The sequence below is a fragment of the Streptomyces sp. NPDC052225 genome (assembly GCF_040679615.1).
In the GTDB taxonomy this organism is placed as follows: domain Bacteria; phylum Actinomycetota; class Actinomycetes; order Streptomycetales; family Streptomycetaceae; genus Streptomyces.
In genome coordinates, this window is sequence record NZ_JBFAVD010000031.1 from 1 (window position 1) to 24,738 (window position 24,738).

The window sequence follows — 24,738 nt, forward strand, 5'->3', positions numbered from 1 at the left end:
GTCGCGTCTGCTCACGTAACGAGCAGACGCGACTGCGGCATTTCTGTGGCTGGTCGCGCAGTTCCCCGCGCCCCTAGCGGGGCGCTGTACTGACCTGCGACGCAGCGTCGCGGACGTCGGGGCACGGGTGCCCTCGCAACTCCCGCAGGCGGGTACGCCACCGCTCGGGCCAGGACGCGCGCTCGCCGGAGGCCACCGTCACCGCCCACGCGAACATCCCCTCCGCGTACGCCCCGCTCGCGGCGAGCGCCCCGGCCAGAGCGTCCCGCTCCGCGCCCGACCCGCCCTCCCGGCGGAGCCGCTCGCGCAGGCGGTCCGCGCCGCGGGCGGCGAGCGCGGGGCGGTCGGCGTGCAGGGCGGCCAGTTCCCGCAGCCCCGGTTCGGTGAGGTCGACCGCGCCGACGAGGATCTCGCAGGCCCGGGCGACGAACGGGTCGTGCCGCGCGAGCAGCCGGCCCACCGCGCGGGCCACGGGGCGGTGGGTGCGTTCCCACGGCGCGTGCGCGGACAGCAGCCCGGCGACGTACTCGACGCGCCGGTACGCGGGCCGGTCCCACTTCTCCCCCGCGTCCGGCGCGGCCCCGTGGCCGATGAGCGTGGTCAGTGCGGCACACAGCGTGTCCGTCCCGGTGTCCGTCCGGGTCGCGGCCGAGACCAGGCCGACCGCCGCCGCGTGCCACCGGGCCGCGGCGGGGCGTCCGACGTCGGTGAGGGCCCGGGCCAGGAGCTCGGGCGCCTCGGGTGTCCACGGGGACCAGGACGCGAGTTCGGCGAGGGCGAGCGCGGCGAGTTCGTCGTCGTCCGTGTCGGCGACGGCGGCGACCAGCCCGGCGTAGCGGACGCGGCGCTCGGGCGCGAGGTCGAGCGGGGACAGGCGCAGCGCCGCCCTGCGCAGCACGGGTTCGCTGTCGGTGGCCGCCGCGGCGAGGATCTCCCAGGCGGCGTCCTCACCGAGCAGCCCGTACGCGGCGAAGGCGACACAGGCGGCGCGTACGTCGCGGTGGGCGTCCGGCGCGGCGAACGCGCGGGCCAGCAGAGGCGCGGCCACCGGCGCGGGCAGCCGGGTCGCGGCGAGGCGTGCCGCCTCTTTGCGGCTGGTGACCTTCTTGCCGGGACCGGTGAGCAACTCGGTGAGCAGCGGCCCCAGTTGGGACGGGCTGACGTGACGGGTGGCCTGGGTCGCGGCGTACACGGCGACGCGGGCCCGGTCGCCGCCCGCGTGGCCGAGCAGCAGCGGGAGGTCCTCGCCGGTGCGGCCGAGCGCGCCGAGGGCCGCCTCGGCGAGGGCGACGTCGGGTCCCTGGACCCATCGGCGTACGAGATCGAGACCGCCCTCGGGCACGGACGCGGCGGACCGGATCGCTGCGGCGCGGCGCCAGGTGTCGAGTCCGGTGTCGTCGGCGATGCGCTCCAACTGCCGCAGGTACGCCTGCTGTTGGCGGGGCAGCCAGCGCCGGACGGCCGGTCCGCCCACCGGGAACGCCCACGGCCCCTTGCCCGTGAGGAACCGTCCGTACGGCGGCCGCCCGGTGAGGAAGGGATCCAGCAGGTCGGTGCGGTGGTGGGCCAGCACATCCGCCACGTAAGGGAGTTCGACCGCCGAAGGCTCCACGTGCAGGACCTCTTCGACGCGTTCGGCGCGGGTCGCCCGGGGTTCGAGCCAGAGCCGGATCGCCTCCCTGGCCGTCGAGGACGCCGGGTGTTCGGCGGCGGTGCGCAGCCGGGCCTGGAGTTCCGGCAGGCCTGCGGCACGGCGGCCGAGGGCACGGGCCAGGTTGAGGAGCAGCCGGTAGTCGTGGTCCCGCGCCTCGGCCTCGATCCGGGGGCGCAGGGCCGCGTAGACCTGGTGCTCCTGGCCGCGGCGCAGGGTCCGGTCGAGCCGGCCGAGGTCGACGGCTCCGGTGTGGCCGTGCAGGGCGACGAGGGTGTCGAGTGCCCATGCGACGGGCTCGGGGTTCTGGCCGGCCGCGTGGGCGCGCAGGATGCCGAGGGCGAGGCGGGTGAGCGCGGCGCGGGAGTCGTAGGAGCTGTCGCGGGCCTCGATGGCGTCCCTGGCGATCCGGCTCAGGTCCGGCAGGCAGTCGAGGGGCCACAGGTCGGGGCGTACGTCGTCGGCGAGGGCGCGCAGGGCCCGGCTGCGGACCGGGTCCTGTTCGTTGCGCAGCCTACGGGCCAACTCGCCCGCCACTTCGCCGAGTTGTGCGGGCTCCCGGGTGCGGGCCGCGTTGCGTACGTACTGCTGCCAGGCGAACGCCCGGTCCTCGGCGTCGGGGCGCCGTGTCGCGTCGAGGAGCCCCTCGCGGATCTCGGCGGGCGGCAGGTAGGAGGCACTGTAGAGCACGGTGCTCCAGGCGGCGCCGCGCGTGCGGGCCGCGTCCGCCGCGCGGCGGGCCACGTCGGTGACGTACCGGCGCGGGAGTTCATCGAGCACGAGCGGGTCGACGCCGTGGTGAGCGGCGCCGCGTCCCGCCACGGCCGTCTCGTACGTGGCCGGGCGGTCGGCCGGGGCCTGCGCGGCCAGCAGGGCGGCCAGTTCGCGGGGCTGCTCGGCGGCGAGGCGGGCGTACGCGGCGAGTTCGGGGGTGCGGCTGCGGGCGAGGGCGCGCAGGACGGCCGGGGTGAGCCGGCCGCTCAGGCTCTGCCGCCAGGGCCCGGCGAGGTACCCGAGGACGCGGGCCGGGTCGGCCTTCGCCAGCACGGCGAGCGCGTCTGTCAGCGACAGGGGGAAGCGCAGCGGCGGGTGGGCGTCGAGCAGGTCGAGGACGCGCGGCGGCGCTGCCGGAGCGACGGCGGCCAGGGCCCGGCCGTGGTGGAACCACCAGCCGTCGCGGGCGGCCGCGGGCAGGGCGGCGAGCTCCCGCTCCGCCACGTCGAGGACGGCGTCGGGGTGGCGCTTGGCGAGCCCGGTCCACCCCGGTACGGCCGCGAAGAGCTCGGGAAGCAGCCGGGCGACGGTCCGCGGGGAGCAACCGGGCAGCAGGCGCGCCGCCTCGGTGTCGCCCCACGCGGCGCGCACGCCGTCGACGAGCCGGTCGGCGAGTGCGGCGCGGCCGTCGGTGACGATCACGCGCAGGATCCGGCCGCGCACGGCGGCCGGCGCGTCGCGCAGCGCGTCCTCGAACGCGGAGTCCGGGATGCCGAGCCCTTTCGCCGCGCGCAGCGCGTGCCCGCGGACGAACGAGTCCGGGTCGGCGAGCCGTCCGGCGACCCGCGCGCTGTCGCCGCCGGCGCAGGCGAGGAGTACGGCGACACCGCGCTCGTACGGGCCGCCGCCGTCCAACTCGTCGATGACGGCCGCGAGTTCACCGCAGTCGGTCAGCTCCTCGGCGTACCGGGCGATGCGCCGGGTGCGCTGTGGGTGGGCGAGGTCGTCGAGGTCGGTGAGCAGGCGGGTGGCGCGGGTGGTGCGCGGGTCGGACATGGGAGAAGTGTGCCTGTGCCGGGCCGTGCGGCCCAGCGAATATGGGGTCCGGCCGTTCCTCTGGCGGGGTCGGCGTCCTGGTGCGACGGTGCGCACAGGGGGTGAACTCCATGGCGCAGACGCACGAGTGGATGTTCTACGAGGTCATGTGGCGCAGCTGGGCCGGGCGGGCCCAGGTGCCGTATCCCGTGCCGTGGTGGGCGCAGCAGGCGTTCCGGCGGTGGAGCGACGACTTCGACGCGGGGACGTACGACTCGAAGGAGGGGGCGTTCGCCTCGAACGCGCTGTACCGGTACTGGGGCATGGTCGGGGTGAAGGACCACCGGCAGGAGTCGCTGATCGGGCAGGCCGGCGAGATCGAGCCGGTCTACGACAAGTACTGCCTGTCGTTCTTCCTGTTCGACCCGGCGACGGGCGCGCTGCATCTGCCGCAGCTCACGGACGGCGGGACGGTCGAGCAGCGGATGGAGGCGCCGCATCTGCCGGTGGCGCTGACCACGTTCCGTACGGCGGACGGGGTCGAGTTCGTGCAGCGGACGTTCGCGGTGCCGGTCGGGGCGCGGCAGCGGGACGCCGTCGTCACCCGGGTGACCGTGGGGTCGGCGACGGGGCAGCCGCGCGAAGGGCTGCTGTGCGCGGCGGTGCTCGCGGCGGGGCCGAGCGGCTTCCAGCGGCACGACCGCAACGGACGCGAGATCACCGACCGGCGCCTGACGTTCTTGCGGTATCTGCCGGCCGAGCAGCGGGTGGAGACCAACAGCGGCTGGGGTCCGGTCTTCGACACGGCGCCCGAGCAGTACGGGGTGTACGGCAACCCGGAGTTCAGCGACGACCCGGACACGTACGTGCACCACAGCCCGTTCCGCGACCTGGTGATGGGCGGCAAGCTCAACGGTTCGGCCGAGGCGCAGGACCAGGTGGCCGGCTTGTGCAGCGCCGTGTTCACCTGGCCGTACCGGGTCGCCGAGGACGAGCTGACCGAGGTCGACGTCCGGCTGCCCGTCGATCTGTACGCGGGCGCCGACGATCTGGCCGAGCTGCGGGCGACACCGGCCGCCGAACTGGAGTCGGCCAACCGGGAGTTCTGGACGGACAAGCTGACCCGCCAGGGCGTGCAGCCCGAACTTCCTCGCCCCGTCGCCCACTTGACGGACATGTTCCGCCAGGCGCGCTCGCAGTTGCTCATCCTCTCCGACCTCGGGGAGATCCACCCTGGCCCGACGGTGTACGACTCGTTCTGGATCAGGGACTCGTCGGTGGAGGCGACGGCGTGTTCGCTGGTCGGTGACTCCGCCCTCGCGGAACATCAGCTGGGGACGCACTATCCGCTGAAGTTCAACCGGGGCGGCGGGCGGATCGGGCCGTGCGCCGAGTACGGGTTCTACGGCGGCCCGCACGAGAAGGACGACCGGGAGTGGGACAGCAACGGGCAGGCGCTGTGGGCCCTCGGCCGCTTCGACCGCACGCGCGGCCCGGCCGCGGCGTTCGGCGCGAAGATGTACCAGCCCTACGTCGTGGACGGGGCGCGCTGGCTGCGGGACAACCGGGACGGGTACGGGCTGCTGCACAGCGGGTGGAGCGCCGAGCATCTCGGTGAGCGCGACAAGCCGCACTACTGGGACGACCTGTGGGGTCTCGCCGGGCTCTACGAGGCGGCGCGGCTCGCGGAACGGATCGGCGCCCCCGAGGTGTCCGAGCTCTGGGGCGCCTTCGACGACCTGAAGTCCGCCACCGCGGCGTCGGTGCGGTGGGTGCTCGGGGAGCAGGCGCGGCGCGGGGCCTGGGAGACGTTCATTCCGACGGGCCCCGGCGACGTGGGGCGCCTGGACTCGACGATGATCGGCGCCGCGGCGTACTTCCATCCGCTGCGGCTGCACATGGGCAGCAAGCTGGGCGACGACGTGGACCGGGCCGCGCGGTGCACGCTGGACACGATGTACGCGCACTTCGTGACCGGTGGCTTCCGGCACGAGGCGGCGTGGAACGCGTACGGCCCGTATCTGACCATGCAGCTGGCGCACGCCTACCTGCTGGCGGGCGACCCGGAGCGCGCCGACACCCTCCTCGGCTGGGTCGGCGGCGCGGGGTTCCCCCGGACGCAGGACCGGGCGGTGGCGCTCGGCGCGTGGAACGAGCAGCACGCCTTCCCGATCGCCTCCGACTTCCACGAGGTCCCGGACCGGCACTGGTACATGGGTGACATCCCGCACGGCTGGGCGGCCGCCGAGTACCTCCTCCTCGTCCGCGACATCCTCTTCTTCGAGGCGGACGAGGACCGCGATCCGCATCTGTACATCGCGCCCGGGGTCCGTCCGCACTGGGTGCCGGACGGTGAGTCGGTCGCGGTGGAGGACGCCCCGACCCTGTTCGGCCGGCCCTTCGGGTACCGGCTCACGCACGACGCCGGGGCGCGCACGGTGACGGTCCGGATCGGGGCCGCTCCGGACGGGGCGCGGTTCGTCTACCCGTGCCGGTTCGGACCGGTGCTCTCCGCGGTCGCGGACGGGCGGCAGGTGGACGTCTCCGCGTTCGGCGACGACGTCCATGTCCCCGCCGGGACCCGGGAGATCGTGGTCACGTACGCCTGAGGTGGTGGCGCTCCTTCTCGGAGAGGCCGCCCCAGACGCCGAAGCGCTCGTCGTGGGTCAGCGCGTACTCGAGGCAGATCTGCCGGATGTCGCACATCCGGCAGATCAGCTTCGCCTCGCGTACGGAACTGCCCGGCTCGGGAAAGAAGAAGTCGCCGCCGGTCTGGGCGCACAGGGCCTGTTCCTGCCAGGTGGGGCCGGCAGGTGTGAGGGTCGTGTTCGCGTGCATGCCGATGAGCATGCCGCCGGACGAAAAACGTTCGATCAACGCTCAATCAACGGCCGTGACCCATCAAGCCCCTCCGGCGACTGAGGAGCGGGGTCCGGGGCGGAGCCCCGCGACCTCAGCACCCACAAGGCCCGGCCATGAATCACTGCTGATCCGGATCCCCCTTGATCACGGCAAACCCGGCCCCGTACGGATCCGCCAGCTTCGCGATCCGCCCGACCCCGGGGATGCTCACCGGCGCCGACCTCACCGTCCCGCCCAGCTCCTGCGTCCGGTCCGCCACGGCGTCCACGTCCGGAACGTGGATGTACGGCACCCAGTGCGCGCCCGCAGACTCCTCCACCGGATCCATGGTCAGCGGCACGACGCCTCCGAACATGCCGTTCTCATCCGTGCCCGCCGGGTTGACCGACGTGTACGTGCCGCCCGGGAACTCCACGTCGAAGGCGCCCCAGCCGAAGACCGAGCCGTAGAACTCCTTGGCGGCGGAGACGTCGGGGACGTACAGCTCCACCCAGTTCAGCCCACCGTCCTCCGTCACGTGGTCCAGGCCCTTGTTCCGGCCCGGCTGCCAGATGCCGAAGGACGCTCCCGCCGGGTCGGCCAGGATCGCCATCCGCCCCAGGTCGAAGACGTCCATGGGCTGGAGCTGCACCGTGCCGCCGCCCTGCTCGACGGCCTTCGCCGTGGCGTCGGCGTCGGCGCTCTGGAAGTAGACGCTCCAGGCCGGCTCACCCTGCTCGGCGGTGACGGTCATGGCGCCCGCCACGGTCTTCCCGTCGATCTGGAACATTCCGTACCCACCGGCCTCCGGTCCTGCCGACTGGAACTGCCAGCCGAAGAGACCTCCGTAGAAGGAGATCGCTCCGTCCATGTCGGGGGTGCCGAGGTCCAGCCAGTTCGGCGCGCCGTTCACGAAATCCGTGGTGATCATGGTCGTGGCCTCCTCGTCGAGGGATCGATTTCCCGGACTGCTTCCTGGACTGCCGAGTCTTGCACCGGGCACTGACAATCGCCCTCGCACCGCCCTGACCAGGGCAGGTCCAGACCAGGGTCGCCGCCCCTTCACCATTCAATTCTTGAACATAAGAAATGTCTGGGAGCGCTCCCTGTCATAAGTCTTGACGCTCCTGGTCACTCTCGCCACAGTGGGGCTCCCCCACACACCCCCACTTTCAGGAGTGCCGATCGTGATATCTCGCAGAATGTTTCTGGCCGGGACCGGAGCGACCGTCGCAACTGCCGCCGCCTCGCTGACCGTTCCGTCCTGGACGGCGGGGGCGGCGCCCGCCACCTGTGAACTGGCCCTGGAGAACAAGTCGTTGAGCGGGACCGTCCGCGCGTACGTCACCGGGCACGAGCAGGCGACCGGCAACTGGGTGCTGCTGCGCTCCGACGGCAGCGTCTACCGGCCCGAATCGCCGAGCGCCCCGCAGACCCCGCTGCCCGTCGACTGCGCCATCCCGCTGGGCGCGGCCGGGTCCGCGCCGAAGGTGGTGACGCTGCCTCAGATGTACGGCGCCCGCGTCTACTTCGTCCGCGACGACACGCTGGACTTCTTCCTCAACCCGGGCCCCTCCCTGGTCGAGCCCGCCTTCGCCACCAAGGCCGACCCGAACTACGGCAAGACGTGGTCGTTCGCCGAATTCACCTTCAACTCCGACCAGTTGTACGCGAACATCAGCTACGTCGACCTGGTGACGGCCCTGCCCATCGGGCTGACCCTGGAGGGCGACGCCACGCACACCGTCGCGCCGCTGCCCGACGGCGCGGTCGACAAGATCGCCGCGGATCTCGTCGCGCAGGCCGCGAAGGACGGGCAGCCCTGGGACCAGCTCGTCATCAAGGGCGACGACGGGAAGGTGCTGCGCGCGATCTCGCCGCAGAACCTCATGGCGCCGTACTTCGACCGGCCCGACCAGATGCCGTTCCGGGACGTCTGGACCTCGTACATCGACCAGGTGTGGAGCAAGTACGCCACCACCGACCTGAAGATCGACCTCCAGGGCGGACGCGGCGTGTTCACGGGGCGGGTCAGCGGCGACACGCTCACCTTCACCGGCGGGCACACGTTCAGCAAGCCGGTGTCGAAGGACATCTTCACCTGCAACCACGGGCCGTTCACCAACAACCCGGGCGACTCCGACGACAAGAAGGGCCTCCTTGCCCGGCTCGCCGCCGGATTCAACCGCAGCATCATGCTGACCCACCCCGAGCAGCCGAACGGCACGACGACCGCCGACTACTACACGGACGCGACGACGAACCACTGGTCGCGGATCGTGCACGCCAACTCGCCCATCGGGTACGCCTTCCCGTACGACGACGTGCGCCCCGACGGGCAGCCGGACGTGTCGGGAGCGGCGCACGACGGGAACCCGCGCCGCTTCACGGTGAGCGTGGGCTCGTAACTCCGCTACTCGGCGGGCTACTTGACGGCGTCCTCGCGGATGAGTTCCACCGCCTTCTCCGCGAGGGCGACCGTCGGCGCGTGGGTGTGGCCGCGGGTGATGCGCGGCATGACGGAGGCGTCGACGACGCGCAGCGCCTGTGTGCCGCGCACCCGGAGCGCCGGGTCGGTGACGGAGCCGGCGTCGGCGCCCATCCGGCAGGTGCCGACGGGGTGGTAGAGGGTCTCGGCGCCGGCCCGGATCGACCGCATCAGCGTCTCGTCGTCGACGACGCCCGGGTATCCGGCCATGGGTTCCGAGTGCAGTGGGCGCAGCGCCGGGTCGGCGAGGAGTTCCTCGGCGCGGCGCACACCGGCGACGAGGGTGCGCAGATCGGTCTCGTCGGCCAGATAGCCGGGATCGATACGAGGACGCCCGCCGGGGCCCGTCGGCGTGATGCGGCCCTCGCTGCCGGGCTGGAGCAGGATGACGCCGAGGGTGAGGCCGTGTTCGGTGGGCGGGGTCAGCCCGTGGTTCACGAACGGCACCGGCGCGTACACCAACTCGATGTCGGGGGCGGCGAGTTCGGGCCGCGTCTTGAGGAAGGCGACGGCCTCCCCGACGTTCGAGGTGAGCGGGCCGCGGCCGCCGAGCAGGAAGCGGGCGATGTTGGCGGGGGTGTCGGCACCGGTCAGCGAGACCGGACGCGGGCAGCGCACAGTGACGGCGTAGGACAGGTGGTCCTGGAGGTGCCGGCCGACGTCCGGCGAGGCGACCCGGATCTCGATCCCGGCGGCTGCGAGCGTCTCCGGGTCTCCGATGCCCGCCTGCTGCAACAGCTGCGGCGACCCGATGGCGCCTGCGGCGAGAATGACCTCGCGACGGGCGCGCAGGGTCCCGACGGAGACGCCCTCGGCCACCACTCCTGCGGCGCGGGTGCCGTCGAAATCGATGCGGGTGACGCGGGCGCCGGTGTAGATGTCGAGGTTGGGGCGGCGTGCGGCGGGCTTGAGGTAGCCGTCGGCGGCGCTCCAGCGGCGGCCGCGGTACTGGTTGACCGGGGTGAGCGCGAAGCCGCTGTGGTCGTCCTGGTTCAACTCCCCGAGGTCCCGCAGTCCTTGGGCGCGGCAGGCGTCGAGGAACGCGTGTGTCGTGGGGTTCGCCGCGCGCGGCGGCGAGATGTGCAGCGGCCCGAGCGTCCCGTACACGGACTTCTCCCCGCGCTCCCCGCCCCACCGCTCGGCCCGCCGGAAGTACCGCACGAACTCGTCGTACGCCCACGCGTCCCCGGCGGCCTCGCCCCAGCCGTCGTAGTCGTCACGGTGCCCGCGCACCCACATCATGGCGTTGATCGACGAACACCCGCCGAGCATGTGCCCCCGCGGCCAGTACAACTCCCGTCCGTCAAGCGCTGGTTGCTTGTCCGTGGCGTAGTCCCAGTCGTACGCCGTCTTGAACAGCTTCGGGAACGCGGCGGGTATCCGGATCTCGGTCTTGCGGTCCCGCGGCCCGGACTCGACGAGCGCGACCGTCACCCCCGCATCCTCCGACAGCCGCCCGGCGAGCACACACCCGGCGGACCCGGCCCCGACGATGACGTAGTCGTACGTACGGTGCTTGCTCAACTCGGCTCCCTCGGTGGCACGGTGACGCGCGCACTCGGTGGCGCGTACAGGTGTTACCGATGGTCTACACCCCGGCGGGGGTGGGCGTACATATGGGGTCGGCGGTCGAGCCCGGACCATCACACGCCCCTCAGGCCCTCACCCCCACCGCCCGCCGCATCCCCACCGCGTACACCACCGCCGACACCACCATCCCCACCGGCAGCGCCACGTCGACGCCGTCCAGGGCCGTCGCCAGCGGACCCGTGTAGTACAGGGTGTTCACGCACAGCGCGGAGAGTGCCGCACCTGCCGACAAGGCGCACGCGCCGACCCAGTTGACGCCCGCGCGGTACCAGAACGGGCTGCCCGGAGTCTCGTCCGTGAGGGACGGGCCGTCGTAGTGGGCACGGCGCAGGATGATGTCGGTGGCGTAGATCGCCGTGCTGGGGCCGAGCAGGACGACGGTGAGCTGGAGGACGTTGCTGACCGTGTCGAGGAAGCTCGACGCGAGGAGGCCGTAGAGGGTGAGGGCGACCGCCGCCGTGCCGTCGAAGAGGACGCTGACCGAGCGGCGGATGCGCAGGCCGACGGCCTGGAGGGCGAGGCCGGCGCTGTACGCGGTCAGGGCGTTGATGGCGATCGTGCCGAGGACCAGGGCCAGGAGGAAGACCGGGGTGAACCAGGCGGGCAGGATCGTCTCCAGCGCCGACTGCGGTTCCGTCATGTCGACGGCGGTCGCCGCCAGCATCCCGAGCGAGCACACGACCATGCTCGGCAGGAACCCGCCGAGCGCGGTCCAGCCGAGCACCGCCCGCTTCGGCGTCGTGCGCGGCAGGTAGCGGGAGAAGTCCGCGCTGGTGGTGTACGAGAGCGGGCCCGAGGCGATCAGGGTGATCCCGGCGAGGACCGTCGCCCACAAGTCGGTTCCGGTGAGGGGGTGTTCAGGGACGTAGGTGAAGTCCGCGTGCTGGATGACGACAACGGCGACGAACGCGAACGCGGCCGCCAGGGCGAGGGTGATCGGGAGGTAGAGGCGCATGATCACGCCGTGGCCGTAGACGCTGATGGTGAGGGTGAGGGCGGCTATGGCGATGATGACGATGACTTTGACCGGCGTGGTCGCGGTGATGCCTACCTTTTCCACCAAGGAGAACGCGGCCACGGCCGCCGCCGACAGGTTCAGGGCGAAGTAGCAGACGGAGATCATCCAGCCGGTGACGGCGTTGTTCACACGGTTGCCGATGACGCCGTAGAGGGCGCGCGTGACGACCTCGCTGGGCGCGCCCGCCGCCGGGCCCGAGACGGCGAGCAGGCCGGTGAGCGTCCAGAACAGGTTGCCGACGACGAGGACGGCGAAGGCCTGCCACAGGGTGAGACCCATCAGGATCAGGGCGCCGCCGACCACCAGGCTCAGGTAGTTGACGTTCGCCGCGGCCCAGACGGAGAACAACTCCCGTGCCCGGCCGTGCCGTTCGGCATCGGGGATGTGGTCGATGCCGTGGGCCTCGATACGGGCGGCCGGCCGCTGCGCGGGCGGAGCGGCGGCGCCGTCGGTGTCCGGGCACGGGTCGGGAAGCGTGGATGCCATGGGGCCCTCCGGGGCGCTGGTCATGGTCGGTTCAGAGGTGGGGGTGACCCGGGTGCTTGCTTATTGGTCGCACACTCAATAACGTGACGGGCATGTCGTCAAGCGTTCAGCGCAAGCGAATCCGAAAATCTCCGGCCGCCAGACGTGCGGAAATCGTTGAGAAGGCCGCCGAGATTGCGCTTTCCGAAGGTCTGGAGTGCATCACACTGCGGCGGATCGGCGAGGAGCTGGATGTCCGGCCGGGGCTCGTCAGCCACTACTTCCCGTCCGCGGAGGAGCTGGTGGCCGAGGCCTTCGGGAGCGCGGCCACCGCCGAACTCGACGCGCTGATCCCGGCGGAGCCCGAGCCGGACAGCACGTCCGTCGAGCGGCTCGCCGCCTTCCTCGGGCGGACGTCGGGACCCGCGTGGGACGACATCAGCCGACTGTGGATCAACGCCCGCCATCTGCGCCGCTACCGGCCTGCCCTGGGCGCCCGGGTCACCGAGCAGGAGGCCGCCTGGCGCGACCGGCTGACCGCCCTGATCGCCGAGGGCGTGCGGCGCGGCGAGTTCCGCACGGCGCACCCTCAGGTCTGCGCCCAGATGATCCTCGTCGTCCTTGACGGGCTCGGCGCGGACGCCGGAGCCGACCAGGAGGAGCTGCCGGTGGCCGTCGCCCGGATGCCGTTCACCATCGCGGAGCGTGAACTCGGGCTCGGCGAGGGGGCGTTGGACACCGAGGAGGCGTTGGCCCCCGAGGGGGACTTGGACCCCGACGGGCTCGCACCCGGGGACAACGCATAAGACCTCCCCCCCCCAGCGCTCGACCTACCCGCACGCCGCCGTACGCCAGGAGTCCCCATGCCGCACCACCCCGACCTCGTCCTCCACTCCGCCCGCCTCCTCGACCCCGCCACCGGCGGCTTCCTGCCGCACACCGCCCTCGCCGCGTCCGCCGGACACATCACCGCGCTCGGCGACGACCGCGCGATCCGGGCCCTGGCGGGGGCGGACACCACCGTCGTCGACCTGGCGGGCGCCGTCGTCACCCCGGGTCTCGTCGACGGTCATCTGCACCCCGTCTCCGGCGCCGAACTCACCCACGGCCTCGACCTCTCCGGCTGCGCCGACCTGAACGACGTACGGGCCGCGCTCGCCCGGCACAAGGAGGGCCTCGCACCCGGGGCGTGGCTGCACGCGTGGGGGCTCGATCCGAACGTGTTCGGGGACACCCCGGTCTCGGCCGCCGCCCTCGCCCCCGTCCTCGACGACGTCCCCGCGCTGCTCCAGCTCTTCGACGCCCACTCGATGCTGGCGAGTCCCCGTGCACTGGAGCTCGCCGGGATCGACGGGCCCCGCACCTTCGACCAGGCCGCCGAGATCGTGTGCGACGAGCGGGGCCGTCCCACCGGGCTGCTTCTCGAGGACGCCGCCTGCGAACTCGTCGAGCGGGCCGCACCGCAGCCCACCCGCGCCGAGCGCAGGGATCGTCTCGCGCGTGCGCTGCGCGGCATGGCCGCGGCCGGGCTCACCGGCGGGCACGCCATGGACGCCAACGGTGAAAGCCTCTCGCTCTACGAGGAGTTGGACGCGGCCGGTGACCTGCCGCTGCGGCTGCGCGTCGCACCCTGGTGTCAGCCCGGCGCCGACGCCGACGCACTGCGCGAGCTCATCCAACTCCAGGGCACCGGCGGCCAGTTGTGGCGCGTCGCCGGGGTCAAGCTCTTCATGGACGGCACCATCGACAACGGCACGGCATGGCTGGAGCGGCCCGACCGCAACGGACAGTCCACGCACGCGTTCTGGCCGGACCCGGACGCGTACACGCACGTCATCGGCGAGCTGCACCGCGCCGGTGTACCGACGGCCACGCACGCCATCGGTGACGCCGCCGTACGCCACGCCCTGGACGCGGTGGCGAAGGCGCGGGCCCAGGGCGGCGGGGACGGCGTACGCCACCGCGTCGAGCACATCGAGACGGTCCCCGACGACACGGTGGCCCGCTTCGCCGAACTCGGCGTCGTCGCCTCCATGCAGCCCACCCACTGCTGCGACTTCACCCGCGCCGACCACACCGACAACTGGTCGCGGCGGCTCGGCGAGGAGCGTGCCGGGCGGGCCTGGCGCTGCCGCGACCTGTGGGACGCCGGGGCGACGGTCGTGCTGGGCTCGGACTGGCCCATCGCCCCGTACCCGCCGCTCGGCGTCATGGCGGGCGCCCGCCACCGCCGTCCCGCACGGGATCTGACCCTGCCGCCGCACGGCCCCGAGCAGGCGCTCACCGGCCTGGAGGCGTTGCGCGCCATGACGGTGAACGCCGCGTACGTGGCCGGCGAGGAGCGGGTGAGCGGCCGGATCGCCGTCGGGTACCGCGCCGACCTCACGGCGTTCGCGGCGGACCCGGTCACCGCGCCCGCCACCGAACTCCCCGACGTGGGCGTGCGGTTGACGGTCGTCGCCGGCCGGGTGACCCATCGGGCCGGGTGACGGCGCCGCACCTCGACGACAGCACTCAGTGATGCGGGGCGTCGTACGGCGGGATCGACCCGTCCGCCTTCTTCACCAGGAAGAGCCCCGCCATCCCCATGTCCGAGTGGCTCTGGACATGGCAGTGGTACATCCACGCCCCGGCGCCCACCCCCTCCCCCGCGACGATCTGGAACCCGAACGAGTCGGCCGGGCCGACGATCTTGTTGTCGAGGACCTGGGTGGGGTCGTCGGGGCCGGTGAGCATGCCCGTGCGGTTGTCCGCCCAGCGATGACCGTGCATATGGAACGTGTGGTAGTACTCGCCGTGCGTGATCATGACGATCTCGACCCGGTCGCCGACCGTCGCCTCGAAGGTGGGCGCCTCGTGCGCCGCCTTGTTGTTGATGGTCATGTCGTTGAAGACGATCGTGAACGTCTTGCCGGGGTCGGGCAGGATGTCGCCCTTGCGGCGCACGATGACCGGCCCGTACAGGCCCTTCCTGATGCCGCCGGTGCCGTGGTCGGTGCCGACGACATGGTCGTGGTAGTGCCAGTAGCCCGCCGTGCCCGCCCGCCAGGTGCCGTCCTTGCGACGGCCCGGCGCGTGGGTGCGCCAGGTGTAGGTGCGGGTGCCGCCGGGTTCGACGTGGCTGCGGTTCATCCGCGTACCGTCGCTGGAGATCTCGTAGTCCATGCCGTGCACGTGCAGGCTCGCGTCGACGTCCGTGAGGTTCTCGAACTCGATGTGCAGGGTGTCGCCCTCGTTGAGTTCGATCAGCGGGCCCGGGATCGACGCCTTGCCCTTCTCGAAGCCGTAGCCGAGCTGTCCGTCCGCGAGCTTCTCCGCGTACAGCTTGATCCGTCTGACCTCGCCGCCCGCGGGCGCGGTGCGCGGTGGGGTCTCGGCACCGTTCGCCGGCGAGGCCGTGGCCCCGATCGACAACGATGTCACCCCCGCCGTCGCCGCCACCGCACCGCCGATGAGCATGCGACGACTGAGCGCCTGCCCGTCCTTCTCCGTCACGGTCAACTCCCCACCCTTGTAAGGACATTCCGGAACCAGGGAGCACCGTAACCACCTGATCTTCGTTTATCCACACTCAGGACAAAGTTCGTGCCATTGCGGTCATAGGTATTGGCGAGTCGTGAAAAGAGGTCTAGCTTCGTCCGCGCTGTTGCTGTGTCCGACGAGGGGTGGGTGAACACATGCGGCCCTTACCGCATCAAAAGCCGTTGCCCGTACGAGAGTTCAGAGCGAGCAGACGCAGACGCACGAGAACCTGGGCGGTGGGGATCGCCACCGGCGCGGTCGCCGCGGGCCTGTTGAGCGGCCCCGCCGCGAGCGCCCGGCCGGCTCCGGAACCCGGGATGACAACGATGTCCCTGCCGTCGCCGCCCGGCGGCGCCAACGTCAAGGTCCTGGTGTTCTACGGGTCCGCCGCGGGCGGCGACGAGTCGCCCCTGGTCAACGCGGGGATCGAGGCCATAGAGAAGATCGGGCTCTCCGGGCCCGCCGGCCAGCGGTTCAAGATCGAGGCGACCGACGACGCCTCCGTCTTCACCAACGCCACCAAGCTGGGGCGGTTCAACTCGGTCGTCTTCCTCACCGGAGGCGGGGACGTCCTCGACCCCGACCAGGAGGCGGGGCTCGAGACGTACATGGAGGCCGGTGGCGGGTTCGTCGGCATCCATGACGCGGCGCGCGCCGAGCCGTACTCCGACTGGTTCACGGGACTGGTGGGCGCCCGGCCCGCCGGCTCGTCACCAACGGCCGTGCAGCGCGCGACCGTCGAGGTCGGCGACCGGCAGAACCCGGCGACCAAGAACCTGCCGGTCCAGTGGAAGCGGCCCGACCGGTGGCTGAACTGGGTGAAGAACCCGTCCGGCGACGTGCACACCGTGGCCCGGGTGCGCGAGTCGACGTACAAGCCGGGCGAGAGCGCCAACGGCTGGGACCACCCGGTGAGTTGGTGCCGGGACTACGACGGCGGCCGGTCCTTCTACACCGGGATGGGCGGGACCGTCGCCAGTTACGACGAGGTGGACTTCCGCGATCACCTGCGCGGCGCGCTGCTGTGGACGTCCCGGATCGTGCGGGCCGACTGCAAGGCCGCGATCAACTCCCACTACAAGGCGGAGCGGCTCACCCAGCCCAACCAGCCGGGGCAGAACGACCAGATCGGCGAGCCGCACGGCCTGGTGACCGCGCCCGACGGACGCGTCCTCTACATCGGGCGCGGCGGCGCGGACTCCTCGCAGCCGGTGATCACCGACTGGAACAACCCCGACATCGGCAAAGGCACGGGCGAGATCCACGTCTACGACCCGAAGACCAAGAAGGTCACCCTGGCCGGCGGGCTCACCGTCTTCGGCAACAAGGGCGGCGGCGACGAACTCGTCAAGGTCGAGGAGGGACTGCTCGGGATCGAGCTCGACCCGAAGTTCGAGCAGAACGGGTGGGTGTATCTGCACTACACGCCGCACTCGCAGCTCGACCGCGACAAGCAGATGGCGGAGCGGCGCGTCTCGCGCTTCACCCTCGACCTCGCCACGAACAAGCTGGACATGAGCAGCGAGAAGGTGCTGCTCAAGTGGCCGGTGCAGGTGCACAGTTGCTGCCACGCGGGCGGCGGGATGGCCTGGGACTCCAAGGGCAACCTGTACATCGCGACGGGTGACAACAACTCCTCGCGGTTCAGCGACGGTTACTCGGGCAACAACCCGGAGCCGAACTACAAGGGCGTCTCGTTCGCCGACGCGCGCCGCACCGCCGGCAACACCAACAACCTCAACGGCAAGATCCTGCGCATCCACCCGGAGGCCGACGGGACGTACACCCTGCCGGAGGGGAACCTGTTCACCGGCAAGGAGACCGCCGAGGGCGGCGGCAAGACGCGCGGCGAGATCTATGTGATGGGCGTCAGGAACCCCGCGCGGATCTCCATCGACAAGAAGACCGACACGCTGTACGCGGGCTGGGTCGGTCCCGACGCCGGTGAGCCCTCGACGACGTGGGGTCCCGCGAAGTACGACACGTTCGCCGTCATCACCAAGGCGTCCAACCGCGGCTGGCCGTACTGCATGGGCAACAAGCAGCCCTACCGCGACCGCAATCTGCCGGACCCGACCAAGCCGCTGGGCTGGTACGACTGCGACCACCCGAAGAACGAGTCGCCGAACAACGACGGTCTCGTCAACCTGCCGCCGGTCACCGGGAACAACATCTGGTACTCGCCGCAGGGCGGCGCCCCGGACTATCCGCGCGACGCGAACGGCGTCCCCTCGTACAAGAAGGAGGAGGCGACGTACCTCCTGCCGTGGCTCAAGGGCGGCGGGCAGGCCGCGATGGACGGTCCCGTCTACCGGTACGACGCGGCGATCCCGAACGCCGACAAGTGGCCGAGCTACTGGGACGGCAAGTGGTTCGTCGGTGACTTCTACGACTCCGACCAGCCGCGCAACGCGGTGCTCACCGACCCGGCGACGCACGGCGGCGGATCGCTCCCGGTGCACTCCGAGTCCCTGAAGAAGATCGTCCCGATCGGGAACGACGGCATCAAGAACCTCATGGACTGGAAGTTCGGTCCTGACGGCGCGCTGTACGTCCTCGACTACGGGCGCGGCTTCTTCACCTCGGACGCCAAGTCGGCGCTGTGGAAGGTGACGTACACCGGTGGCGAGGCGACCCCGGCGGCCGATCAGCTGGCCAGGAAGGCGCAACCATGAGAAAGCACCGAAGATTCCTGACCGCGCTGCTCGGCGCGCTCCTGATGGTCGTGGGGCTCGGCGCGCTGCCCACGGCGACCGCGGCCCCGGCCCCCGGCGCGGCCGCCGCGCAGGTCCTCACCTGGACGGCCGGCGACGACATCACCAAGTACGCGTCGGCGCCGGCGACGGCCGTCGCCGGACAGACCACGATCGTCTTCGAGAACAGCGCGGCGACGGGCAACACCACGGGGATGCCGCACACGTTGACGTTCGACGTGTCGGACCCCGAGTACAACAACGACGTCCCGCTGAACATCCTGGCCAACCCGTTCGACGCGGAGGGCGGCAAGCACTCGGTCGAGGTGACGCTCTCGCCCGGCCGCTACCGCTACCACTGCTCGATCCCCGGCCACGAGGGCATGCAGGGCATCCTCGTCGTGACCGACGGCGCCGGGGACGACACGACCGCTCCGGAGACCTCGGCGAAGGCGGAGGGGCAGACCAACTCCGACGGCGCCTTTGTGGGTTCGGCGTCGGTGACGGTCTCCGCGACGGACGCCGGTTCGGGCGTCGACCGGATCGAGTACGCCCTGGACGGCGGCGGCTACACGCCGTACACGACGCCGGTGGTCGTCGACCAGGTCGGTGCGCACAAGGTGACGTACAAGGCGACCGACAAGGCGGGGAACACGTCCGCCGAGAAGTCGCTCGACTTCACCGTGGTCGCGCCGCCGACGGACGACACGACGCCGCCGGAGACGTCGGCGACGGTCAGCGGCGAGAAGAACGCGGACGGCGCGTACGTCGGGATGGCGACCGTCACCGTGACCGCGTCGGACACCGGATCGGGCGTCAACTCCCTTGAGTACGCGGTTGGTTCGGACGGTGCCTGGAAGGCGTACACCGCGCCGGTGATGTTCCACGACCCGGGCACGTACACCGTGCGCTATCGGGCGACGGACAAGGCCGGGAACCAGGCCGCCGAGAAGACCGTCACGTTCGCGGTCGTCGCCCCGCCCGTCGAGGACAAGACGCCGCCGACGGTCTCCCTGACGGTGGACGGCGACAAGAACTCCGACGGCGCGTACATCGGGAACGCGAAGCTCACACTGACGGCGACGGACGACATGTCGGGCGTCGACAAGGTCGAGTACTCCCTCGACGGCGGCCCGTATCTCGCCTACACCGCACCGGTGGTGGTCGACCGCGTGGGCGCGCACTCGGTGGCGTACCGGGCGAGCGACAAGGCCGGGAACGCCTCGACGGCGCAGACGTTCGTCTTCGCGGTCGCTTCGGGCGGCGGGGTGCCTGCCCCCAACTGCCCCGAGTACGACGAGCGGTTGACGGTCTTCGTCGGTACGGTCGACACGGGCATCCCGAACCGGGTCACCGACAACCGGTGCCGGATCAACGAGTTGATCGAGGACGAGAAGGAGTGGACGTCCCAGGCCCTCTTCCTCAAGCACGTGAAGACGGTCACGGACGCGCTGCTCAAGGAAGGCGTCATCGACCAGCGCGAGTACAACAAGATCAACCGCGCCGCCAAGCAGTCCGGGATCGGCAAGCCCGGACAGACCGAGGGCTACCGCAAGATCATGGACGGCACCCCGGAGTCGTTCGCGAAGTGGGAGCAGGTCGGCGGCGGCAGGTTCCAGCTGAGCGGCGACGGCGCGATCACCAGCGACCCGGCCGTCTCCGGCATGGGCATGCTGTGGCTGCCGACCCGCAAGTACGGCGACTTCTCGCTGAAGCTCCAGTGGCGGGACGACGCCCCGGGCACCGGCAACGCCAACGGCGGCGTGTTCGTGCGCTTCCCGTGGGTCCACGACAACCCCGAGGAGCCGCGCCCGGAGTGGGTCGCCATCAAGTACGGGCACGAGGTGCAGGTGCTCGACAAGCCCGACGGCGACATGTACAAGACCGGTTCGATCTACGGCTTCGACCGGGTGGGTCTCGCGGGCGCGGGCGTCACCCAGAAGGGCACGTGGAACGACTACGAGATCAAGGTGGTGGACCAGCACTACTCGATCTACCGCAACGGCGTGCTGATCAACGAGTTCGACAACACGGCGGGCCAGGTCTTCGAGCCGCCGCGCTCGGACGACCCGGGCACCGACGGCCGGCGCTACGCCTCCGGCTACATCGGGCTCCAGGTGCACAGCACCACGGACGTCATCTCGTACCGCGACATCCGGATCCGGGAGCTGTAACCGATCTCGGCAGGTGGTCGTGCGGCTCGTTCGCGTTCAGCGGGCGGGCCGCACTTCCACGTCCACGGAGTCCGAACTCCCCTGGGTGAGTACGGGGTTGCTCTGTTGGGACACGAAGTCCTCGGGCGCGACGCTGCCCGAGCCGTCGACGTCCGCGTGCACCCGCACCGTGTAGCGCGCCCGCGGATCGGGCTCCGGCACCTCCAGTGTCACCTGCGCGGCGGCGCCGAGGTCGACGTCCGGCGCAGAGGTGCGGGAGACGACGTGGGCCGCCGCGTCGGCGGCGGTGATCTCCTCGATCTGCACGCGCAGGGTCACAGGCGTGTCCGGCGGCCGGACACCCGGCGCGAGACGGACAGCGATTTCTACGTTGCGCATACGCTCGCACAGCCCCTTGTTGGTAGGTGGTACCCCCACTACGTTCCGCAAAATAGCGCCCCTGACGAAGGGGCGGGAAGCCTAAAGGCCAGGGGGAACAGAATCATGCCTGCTTCCGAGACTCGTGTTCATGGCGAGGGACACGGTGAAGGTCACGGGGAATTCCGTTCGTCGCGCGAGGTGAAAACCGGTCTGATCGACGGCGTCAGTTTCCAGGTCAAGCCGGTCCAGTACGTGGAGATCGACGGGCTCGCGATGCTCGAGGGCGACATCGTGCTCGGCACGGTCGCCGAAGTGGAGCGCCACACACAGGAATTGAAGGCCGAGTCGGAGGGAAAGCTCCCGGAATCGGCCGTCGTGATCACGGGGCAGCAGTTCCGATGGCCGAGCGGCCTCGTGCCGTTCGAGATCGACGCGAGCCTGCCCAACCAGCAGCGGGTCACGGACGCGATCGCGCACTGGCACTCCCGCACCCGGATCCGCTTCGTGCAGCGCACCTCCGCCAACTCCGCGCAGTTCCCCGACTTCGTCCGGTTCGTGCCGGGCGGCGGCTGCTCGTCGTTCGTGGGCCGGCAGGGCGGCGCGCAGTCGATCACGCTGGGCTCCGGCTGCTCGACGGGCAACGCCATCCACGAGATCGGGCACGCGGTCGGTCTGTGGCACGAGCAGAGCCGCGAGGACCGGGACCAGTTCGTGACGATCGTGTGGGCCAACATCACGTCCGGCTTCGAGCACAACTTCGACCAGCACATCAGTGACGGGGACGACGTCGGCGCGTACGACTACGGCTCGATCATGCACTACCCGCGGGACGCCTTCTCGAAGAACGGCCAGGACACCATCGTGCCGACGGTGCAGGGCGTCAGCATCGGCCAGCGCACCGGTCTGAGCAGCGACGACGTCGCCGCCGTGCACGCGATGTACGGTCCCTCGCCGGCGTCCGGGCCCGTGGTGTCGTGGGAGTCGGAGCGGCTCGACGTGTTCGGGATCGGCACCGACTCGGCGATGTTCCACAAGTGGTGGAACGGCAAGGCGTGGGGCCCCAGCGTGCAGAACTGGGAGTCGCTCGGCGGAATCTGCATGAGCCCGCCGACGACCCTCGCCTGGGCCCACGACCGGCTCGACGCGTTCGTGACCGGCACCGACTCGGCGCTCTACCACAAGTGGTGGGACGGGAGTTCCTGGGGACCCAGCGTCCAGGGCTGGGAGTCGCTCGGCGGGATCTGCACCAGCGCGCCCGAAGTCGTGTCCTGGGGGCCCGACCGGCTCGACGTCTTCGTCATCGGGACGGATTCGGCCACGTACCACAAATGGTGGGACGGAAAGGCGTGGGGCCCCAGCGTCAAGGGATTCGAATCCCTCGGCGGAATCTGCATGACCAAACCGAAAGCCGTCTCGTGGGGCGCGAACCGGCTCGATCTCTTTGTGATCGGCACGGACTCGGCGCTCTACCACAAATGGTGGGACGGAAAATCCTGGGGCCCCAGCGTCCAGGGCTGGGAATCGCTCGGCGGAATCTGCATGAGCGAACCCGTCGCGGTGTCCTGGGGGCAGAACCGGCTCGATCTTTTCGTGGTCGGCACCGATTCCGCGCTCTACCACAAATGGTGGGACGGGAGTTCCTGGGGACCGAGCGTCAAGGGCTGGGAATCGCTCGGCGGAATCTGTGAGCGCACCCCCGCCGCGGTGTCCTGGAGCCCGGACCGGCTCGACCTGTTCACGGTCGGCTCGGACTCGGCGCTCCACCACAAATGGTGGGACGGCAAGGCCTGGGGCCCGAGCACCAAGGGCTGGGAGTCGCTCGGCGGGATCTGCACCAGCTCGCCGACGGCCGTGTCCTGGGAGCAGAACCGGCTCGACGTGTTCGTCCGCGGCACGGACTCGGCGCTCTGGCACAAGTGGTGGGACGGGAAGAACTGGGGCCCGAGCACCACCGGCTTCGAGTCGCTCGGCGGCATCCTGACCCGCTTCACGGATTAGGTCGGCAGAGGTTCTAGTCGTCGTGCCTGGCCCGGCTCGGCTGTACCCGCTTGGGTTCGCCCGGCATCTTCGGATACTCCGGCGGGTACGGCAGGTCGCCCAGGCCCCGGTCCTTCTCGTCGCGGTCGGCGAGTTCCAGGAGCGCGTCGAGGCTGTGGCGCTCCTGGTCCATGGCGGCGTGCACATCGCCCACGTCGGCGTAGCGCTTGGGCATGGAGCCGACGGTGAAGTCGCGGGGCCGCGCGTCCCCGACTTCGTCCCAGGTGAGCGGGGCGGAGACGGGCGCGCCGGGGCGGGCGCGGACCGAGTAGGCGGAGGCGATCGTACGGTCGCGGGCGGTCTGATTGAAGTCGACGAAGATGCGCTCGCCGCGCTCCTCCTTCCACCAGGCCGTGGTGACCGACTCCGGCATACGGCGCTCCAGTTCGCGCCCGCAGGCGATCGCGGCGCGGCGCACCTCGACGAACGTCCAGCGCGGTTCGATGGGCACGAACACGTGCAGTCCGCGCCCGCCGGAGGTCTTGGGCCAGCCCCGCAGACCGCCGAACTCGTGGAGTACGGCGCGCAGTTCGTGGGCGGCGCGCACGGCGTCGCCGTACTCGGTGCCGGGCTGCGGGTCGAGGTCGATACGGAGTTCGTCCGGGTGGTCGGGGTCGTCACGGCGCACCGGCCACGGGTGGAAGGTGAGGGTGCCGTACTGGGCGGCCCACAGCACGGCGGCGACCTCGGTGGGGCACATCTCGTCGGCGGTGCGTCCCGAGGGGAACGTGATGGTGGCGGTGGGGATCCAGTCGGGTAGGTTCTTCGGGGCCCGCTTCTGGTAGAAGGACTCGCCGGTGACGCCCTCGGGGTAGCGCTCCAGGGTCGTGGGCCGGTCCCGCAGGGCGCGCAGGATGCCGTCGCCGACCGCGAGGAAGTAGTTCGCCACGTCCAGCTTCGTGTATCCGCTCGTGCCGTCGTCCGGGAAGTACACCTTGTCGGGGCTGGACAGCCGCACCGGCCGTCCGCCCGCCATCAGCTCCACCGCCGCGCCCTTGCTGCCCATGGGTCCACGCTAGGCCGAAGGAACGTACACCGCATACCGGGCGTCCTCCGTACATAGAGGTCAGAATCGGTGCATGGATCTTCCCGTGATGCCGCCGGTCAAGCCGATGCTCGCCAAGTCCGCCGCCAGGATCCCCGCCGGTATGCACTACGAGGCGAAGTGGGACGGGTTCCGCGCGATCGTCTTCCGCGACGGCCCGGAGATCGAGCTCACCAGCCGCACCACCAAGTCGCTGACCAGGTACTTTCCCGAACTGGTCGGCGCGCTCGCCGAACGGCTGCCCGAGCGGTGCGTGCTGGACGGGGAGATCGTGATCGCGCGGGACGGGCGGCTCGACTTCGACGCGCTGACCGAGCGGATCCACCCCGCGGACTCCCGGGTGCGCACGCTCGCCGAGCGCACGCCGGCCTCCTTCGTCGCCTTCGACGTCCTGGCGCTCGGCGACGAGTCGCTGGTGGACGCACCGCTGACCGAGCGCAGACGGCGCCTGGAGGAGGCCCTGGCCACCGCCTCGGCGCCGCTGCACCTGGCCCCGGCGACGACGGACGCCGAGCTGGCGGGGCGCTGGTTCGAGCAGTACGAGGGCGCGGGCCTGGACGGGGTCGTCGCCAAGCCGCTCGATCTGCGCTACCGGCAGGACGAGCGCCTGATGTTCAAGATCAAGCACGAGCGGACGGCGGACTGCGTGGTCGCCGGGTACCGCTTCCACAAGAGCGGCCCGGTCGTCGGCTCACTCCTGCTCGGCCTGTACGACGACGCGGGCACCCTCCAGCACGTCGGGGTCTGCGCGGCGTTCACCATGAAGCGGCGCGCGGAGCTGATCGACGAGCTGGAGCCGCTGCGCATGGAGTCCCCGGAGGGTCACCCCTGGGCGGCGTGGGCCGACGAGGCGGCGCAGGCGGCGTCCCGGATGCCGGGCGCGACCAGCCGCTGGACCGGAAAGAAGGACCTCTCCTGGGTGGCGCTGCGCCCGGAGCGGGTCGCCGAGGTGGCGTACGAGCACATGGAGAACGGGGCCCGCTTCCGGCACACGGCACGCTTCCGCCGCTGGCGCCCGGACCGCACGCCGAAGAGCTGTACGTACGCGCAGCTGGACGAGCCGGTGAAGTTCGACCTCGCGGACGTCCTGCGTTAGACGCTCGTA

Annotated in this window: 16 protein-coding genes; 8 read left to right on the forward strand and 8 right to left on the reverse strand. The window is 71.2% G+C overall.

Annotated features, from left to right (window positions below; genetic code table 11):
- Nucleotides 1-73: 73 nt before the first annotated feature.
- Nucleotides 74-3,421 (reverse strand): hypothetical protein, encoded by a 3,348-nt coding sequence (locus AB0L37_RS32720; protein WP_365513718.1) that lies wholly within the window; start codon nt 3,419-3,421, stop codon nt 74-76.
- Nucleotides 3,422-3,531: 110 nt separating this feature from the next.
- On the opposite strand from AB0L37_RS32720, the gene AB0L37_RS32725 reads away from it, so the two are divergent.
- A complete protein-coding gene (locus tag AB0L37_RS32725) occupies nt 3,532-6,009 on the forward strand; it encodes a hypothetical protein (RefSeq protein WP_365513721.1) in 2,478 nt (825 codons plus the stop codon).
- On the opposite strand, the gene AB0L37_RS32730 is transcribed toward AB0L37_RS32725, so the two are convergent.
- Nucleotides 5,996-6,238 carry a WhiB family transcriptional regulator gene (locus AB0L37_RS32730; protein ID WP_365513724.1) on the reverse strand — a complete coding sequence of 81 codons (243 nt, stop codon included), beginning with the start codon at nt 6,236-6,238 and terminating at the stop codon, nt 5,996-5,998. The genes AB0L37_RS32725 and AB0L37_RS32730 overlap by 14 nt on opposite strands.
- 142 nt (nt 6,239-6,380) lie before the next feature.
- Nucleotides 6,381-7,172, reverse strand: a complete 792-nt coding sequence (locus AB0L37_RS32735; RefSeq protein WP_365513726.1) for a VOC family protein — start codon at nt 7,170-7,172, stop codon at nt 6,381-6,383.
- A 256-nt stretch (nt 7,173-7,428) separates the two neighbouring features.
- On the opposite strand from AB0L37_RS32735, the gene AB0L37_RS32740 reads away from it, so the two are divergent.
- Nucleotides 7,429-8,649, forward strand: coding sequence for a glycoside hydrolase family 64 protein (locus AB0L37_RS32740; RefSeq protein ID WP_365513729.1), 1,221 nt, complete (start codon nt 7,429-7,431; stop codon nt 8,647-8,649).
- Between the two features lie 17 nt (nt 8,650-8,666).
- Here the strand turns inward: AB0L37_RS32740 and AB0L37_RS32745 are convergent, their stop codons facing one another.
- Nucleotides 8,667-10,253: a GMC family oxidoreductase N-terminal domain-containing protein gene (locus tag AB0L37_RS32745; RefSeq protein ID WP_365513732.1), complete on the reverse strand. Its 1,587-nt coding sequence runs from the start codon at nt 10,251-10,253 to the stop codon at nt 8,667-8,669.
- Nucleotides 10,254-10,383: 130 nt separating this feature from the next.
- Nucleotides 10,384-11,823 (reverse strand): cytosine permease, encoded by a 1,440-nt coding sequence (locus tag AB0L37_RS32750; RefSeq protein WP_365513735.1) that lies wholly within the window; start codon nt 11,821-11,823, stop codon nt 10,384-10,386.
- Nucleotides 11,824-11,915: 92 nt separating this feature from the next.
- Here AB0L37_RS32750 and AB0L37_RS32755 point away from each other — a divergent pair, with 92 nt between their 5' ends.
- A complete protein-coding gene (locus AB0L37_RS32755; protein ID WP_365513738.1) occupies nt 11,916-12,608 on the forward strand; it encodes a TetR family transcriptional regulator C-terminal domain-containing protein in 693 nt (230 codons plus the stop codon).
- 57 nt (nt 12,609-12,665) lie between these two features.
- The gene (locus tag AB0L37_RS32760) at nt 12,666-14,291 is read left to right on the forward strand and encodes an amidohydrolase (protein ID WP_365513741.1); all 1,626 of its coding nucleotides are present in this window, start codon (nt 12,666-12,668) and stop codon (nt 14,289-14,291) included.
- Between the two features lie 25 nt (nt 14,292-14,316).
- Here the strand turns inward: AB0L37_RS32760 and AB0L37_RS32765 are convergent, their stop codons facing one another.
- The gene (locus AB0L37_RS32765; protein ID WP_365513848.1) at nt 14,317-15,261 is read right to left on the reverse strand and encodes a multicopper oxidase domain-containing protein; all 945 of its coding nucleotides are present in this window, start codon (nt 15,259-15,261) and stop codon (nt 14,317-14,319) included.
- A 305-nt stretch (nt 15,262-15,566) separates the two neighbouring features.
- Here AB0L37_RS32765 and AB0L37_RS32770 point away from each other — a divergent pair, with 305 nt between their 5' ends.
- Complete coding sequence (locus AB0L37_RS32770) at nt 15,567-17,999, forward strand: ThuA domain-containing protein (RefSeq protein WP_365513851.1); 2,433 nt, start codon at nt 15,567-15,569, stop codon at nt 17,997-17,999.
- The gene (locus AB0L37_RS32775) at nt 17,996-20,191 is read left to right on the forward strand and encodes a family 16 glycoside hydrolase (protein WP_365513744.1); all 2,196 of its coding nucleotides are present in this window, start codon (nt 17,996-17,998) and stop codon (nt 20,189-20,191) included. The genes AB0L37_RS32770 and AB0L37_RS32775 overlap by 4 nt, the downstream gene beginning before the upstream one ends.
- A 36-nt stretch (nt 20,192-20,227) precedes the next feature.
- Here AB0L37_RS32775 and AB0L37_RS32780 read toward each other — a convergent pair whose 3' ends face one another.
- A complete protein-coding gene (locus tag AB0L37_RS32780) occupies nt 20,228-20,569 on the reverse strand; it encodes a YbaY family lipoprotein (protein ID WP_365513747.1) in 342 nt (113 codons plus the stop codon).
- 180 nt (nt 20,570-20,749) lie between these two features.
- On the opposite strand from AB0L37_RS32780, the gene legP reads away from it, so the two are divergent.
- Nucleotides 20,750-22,549: a Dot/Icm T4SS effector Zinc-dependent metalloprotease LegP gene (legP, locus tag AB0L37_RS32785; RefSeq protein ID WP_365513749.1), complete on the forward strand. Its 1,800-nt coding sequence runs from the start codon at nt 20,750-20,752 to the stop codon at nt 22,547-22,549.
- 13 nt (nt 22,550-22,562) lie between these two features.
- Here legP and ligD read toward each other — a convergent pair whose 3' ends face one another.
- On the reverse strand, nt 22,563-23,594 hold the full coding sequence (gene ligD, locus AB0L37_RS32790) for a non-homologous end-joining DNA ligase (RefSeq protein WP_365513752.1): 1,032 nt from the start codon (nt 23,592-23,594) through the stop codon (nt 22,563-22,565).
- 73 nt (nt 23,595-23,667) lie between these two features.
- Here ligD and AB0L37_RS32795 point away from each other — a divergent pair, with 73 nt between their 5' ends.
- Entirely contained in the window at nt 23,668-24,729 is a 1,062-nt protein-coding gene (locus tag AB0L37_RS32795) for an ATP-dependent DNA ligase (protein ID WP_365513754.1), read from the forward strand.
- Nucleotides 24,730-24,738 lie beyond the last annotated feature (9 nt).

What these genes read in the sequence shown, in the direction of transcription:
- AB0L37_RS32720 (WP_365513718.1), bottom strand. Translation starts at nt 3,421, where the DNA reads ATGTCCGACCCGCGCACCACCCGCGCCACCCGCCTGCTCACCGACCTC.
- AB0L37_RS32725 (WP_365513721.1), top strand. Translation starts at nt 3,532, where the DNA reads ATGGCGCAGACGCACGAGTGGATGTTCTACGAGGTCATGTGGCGCAGC.
- AB0L37_RS32730 (WP_365513724.1), bottom strand. Translation starts at nt 6,238, where the DNA reads ATGCACGCGAACACGACCCTCACACCTGCCGGCCCCACCTGGCAGGAA.
- AB0L37_RS32735 (WP_365513726.1), bottom strand. Translation starts at nt 7,172, where the DNA reads ATGATCACCACGGATTTCGTGAACGGCGCGCCGAACTGGCTGGACCTC.
- AB0L37_RS32750 (WP_365513735.1), bottom strand. Translation starts at nt 11,823, where the DNA reads ATGGCATCCACGCTTCCCGACCCGTGCCCGGACACCGACGGCGCCGCC.
- AB0L37_RS32755 (WP_365513738.1), top strand. Translation starts at nt 11,916, where the DNA reads ATGTCGTCAAGCGTTCAGCGCAAGCGAATCCGAAAATCTCCGGCCGCC.
- AB0L37_RS32760 (WP_365513741.1), top strand. Translation starts at nt 12,666, where the DNA reads ATGCCGCACCACCCCGACCTCGTCCTCCACTCCGCCCGCCTCCTCGAC.
- AB0L37_RS32765 (WP_365513848.1), bottom strand. Translation starts at nt 15,261, where the DNA reads ATGCTCATCGGCGGTGCGGTGGCGGCGACGGCGGGGGTGACATCGTTG.
- AB0L37_RS32775 (WP_365513744.1), top strand. Translation starts at nt 17,996, where the DNA reads ATGAGAAAGCACCGAAGATTCCTGACCGCGCTGCTCGGCGCGCTCCTG.
- AB0L37_RS32780 (WP_365513747.1), bottom strand. Translation starts at nt 20,569, where the DNA reads ATGCGCAACGTAGAAATCGCTGTCCGTCTCGCGCCGGGTGTCCGGCCG.
- ligD (WP_365513752.1), bottom strand. Translation starts at nt 23,594, where the DNA reads ATGGGCAGCAAGGGCGCGGCGGTGGAGCTGATGGCGGGCGGACGGCCG.
- AB0L37_RS32795 (WP_365513754.1), top strand. Translation starts at nt 23,668, where the DNA reads ATGGATCTTCCCGTGATGCCGCCGGTCAAGCCGATGCTCGCCAAGTCC.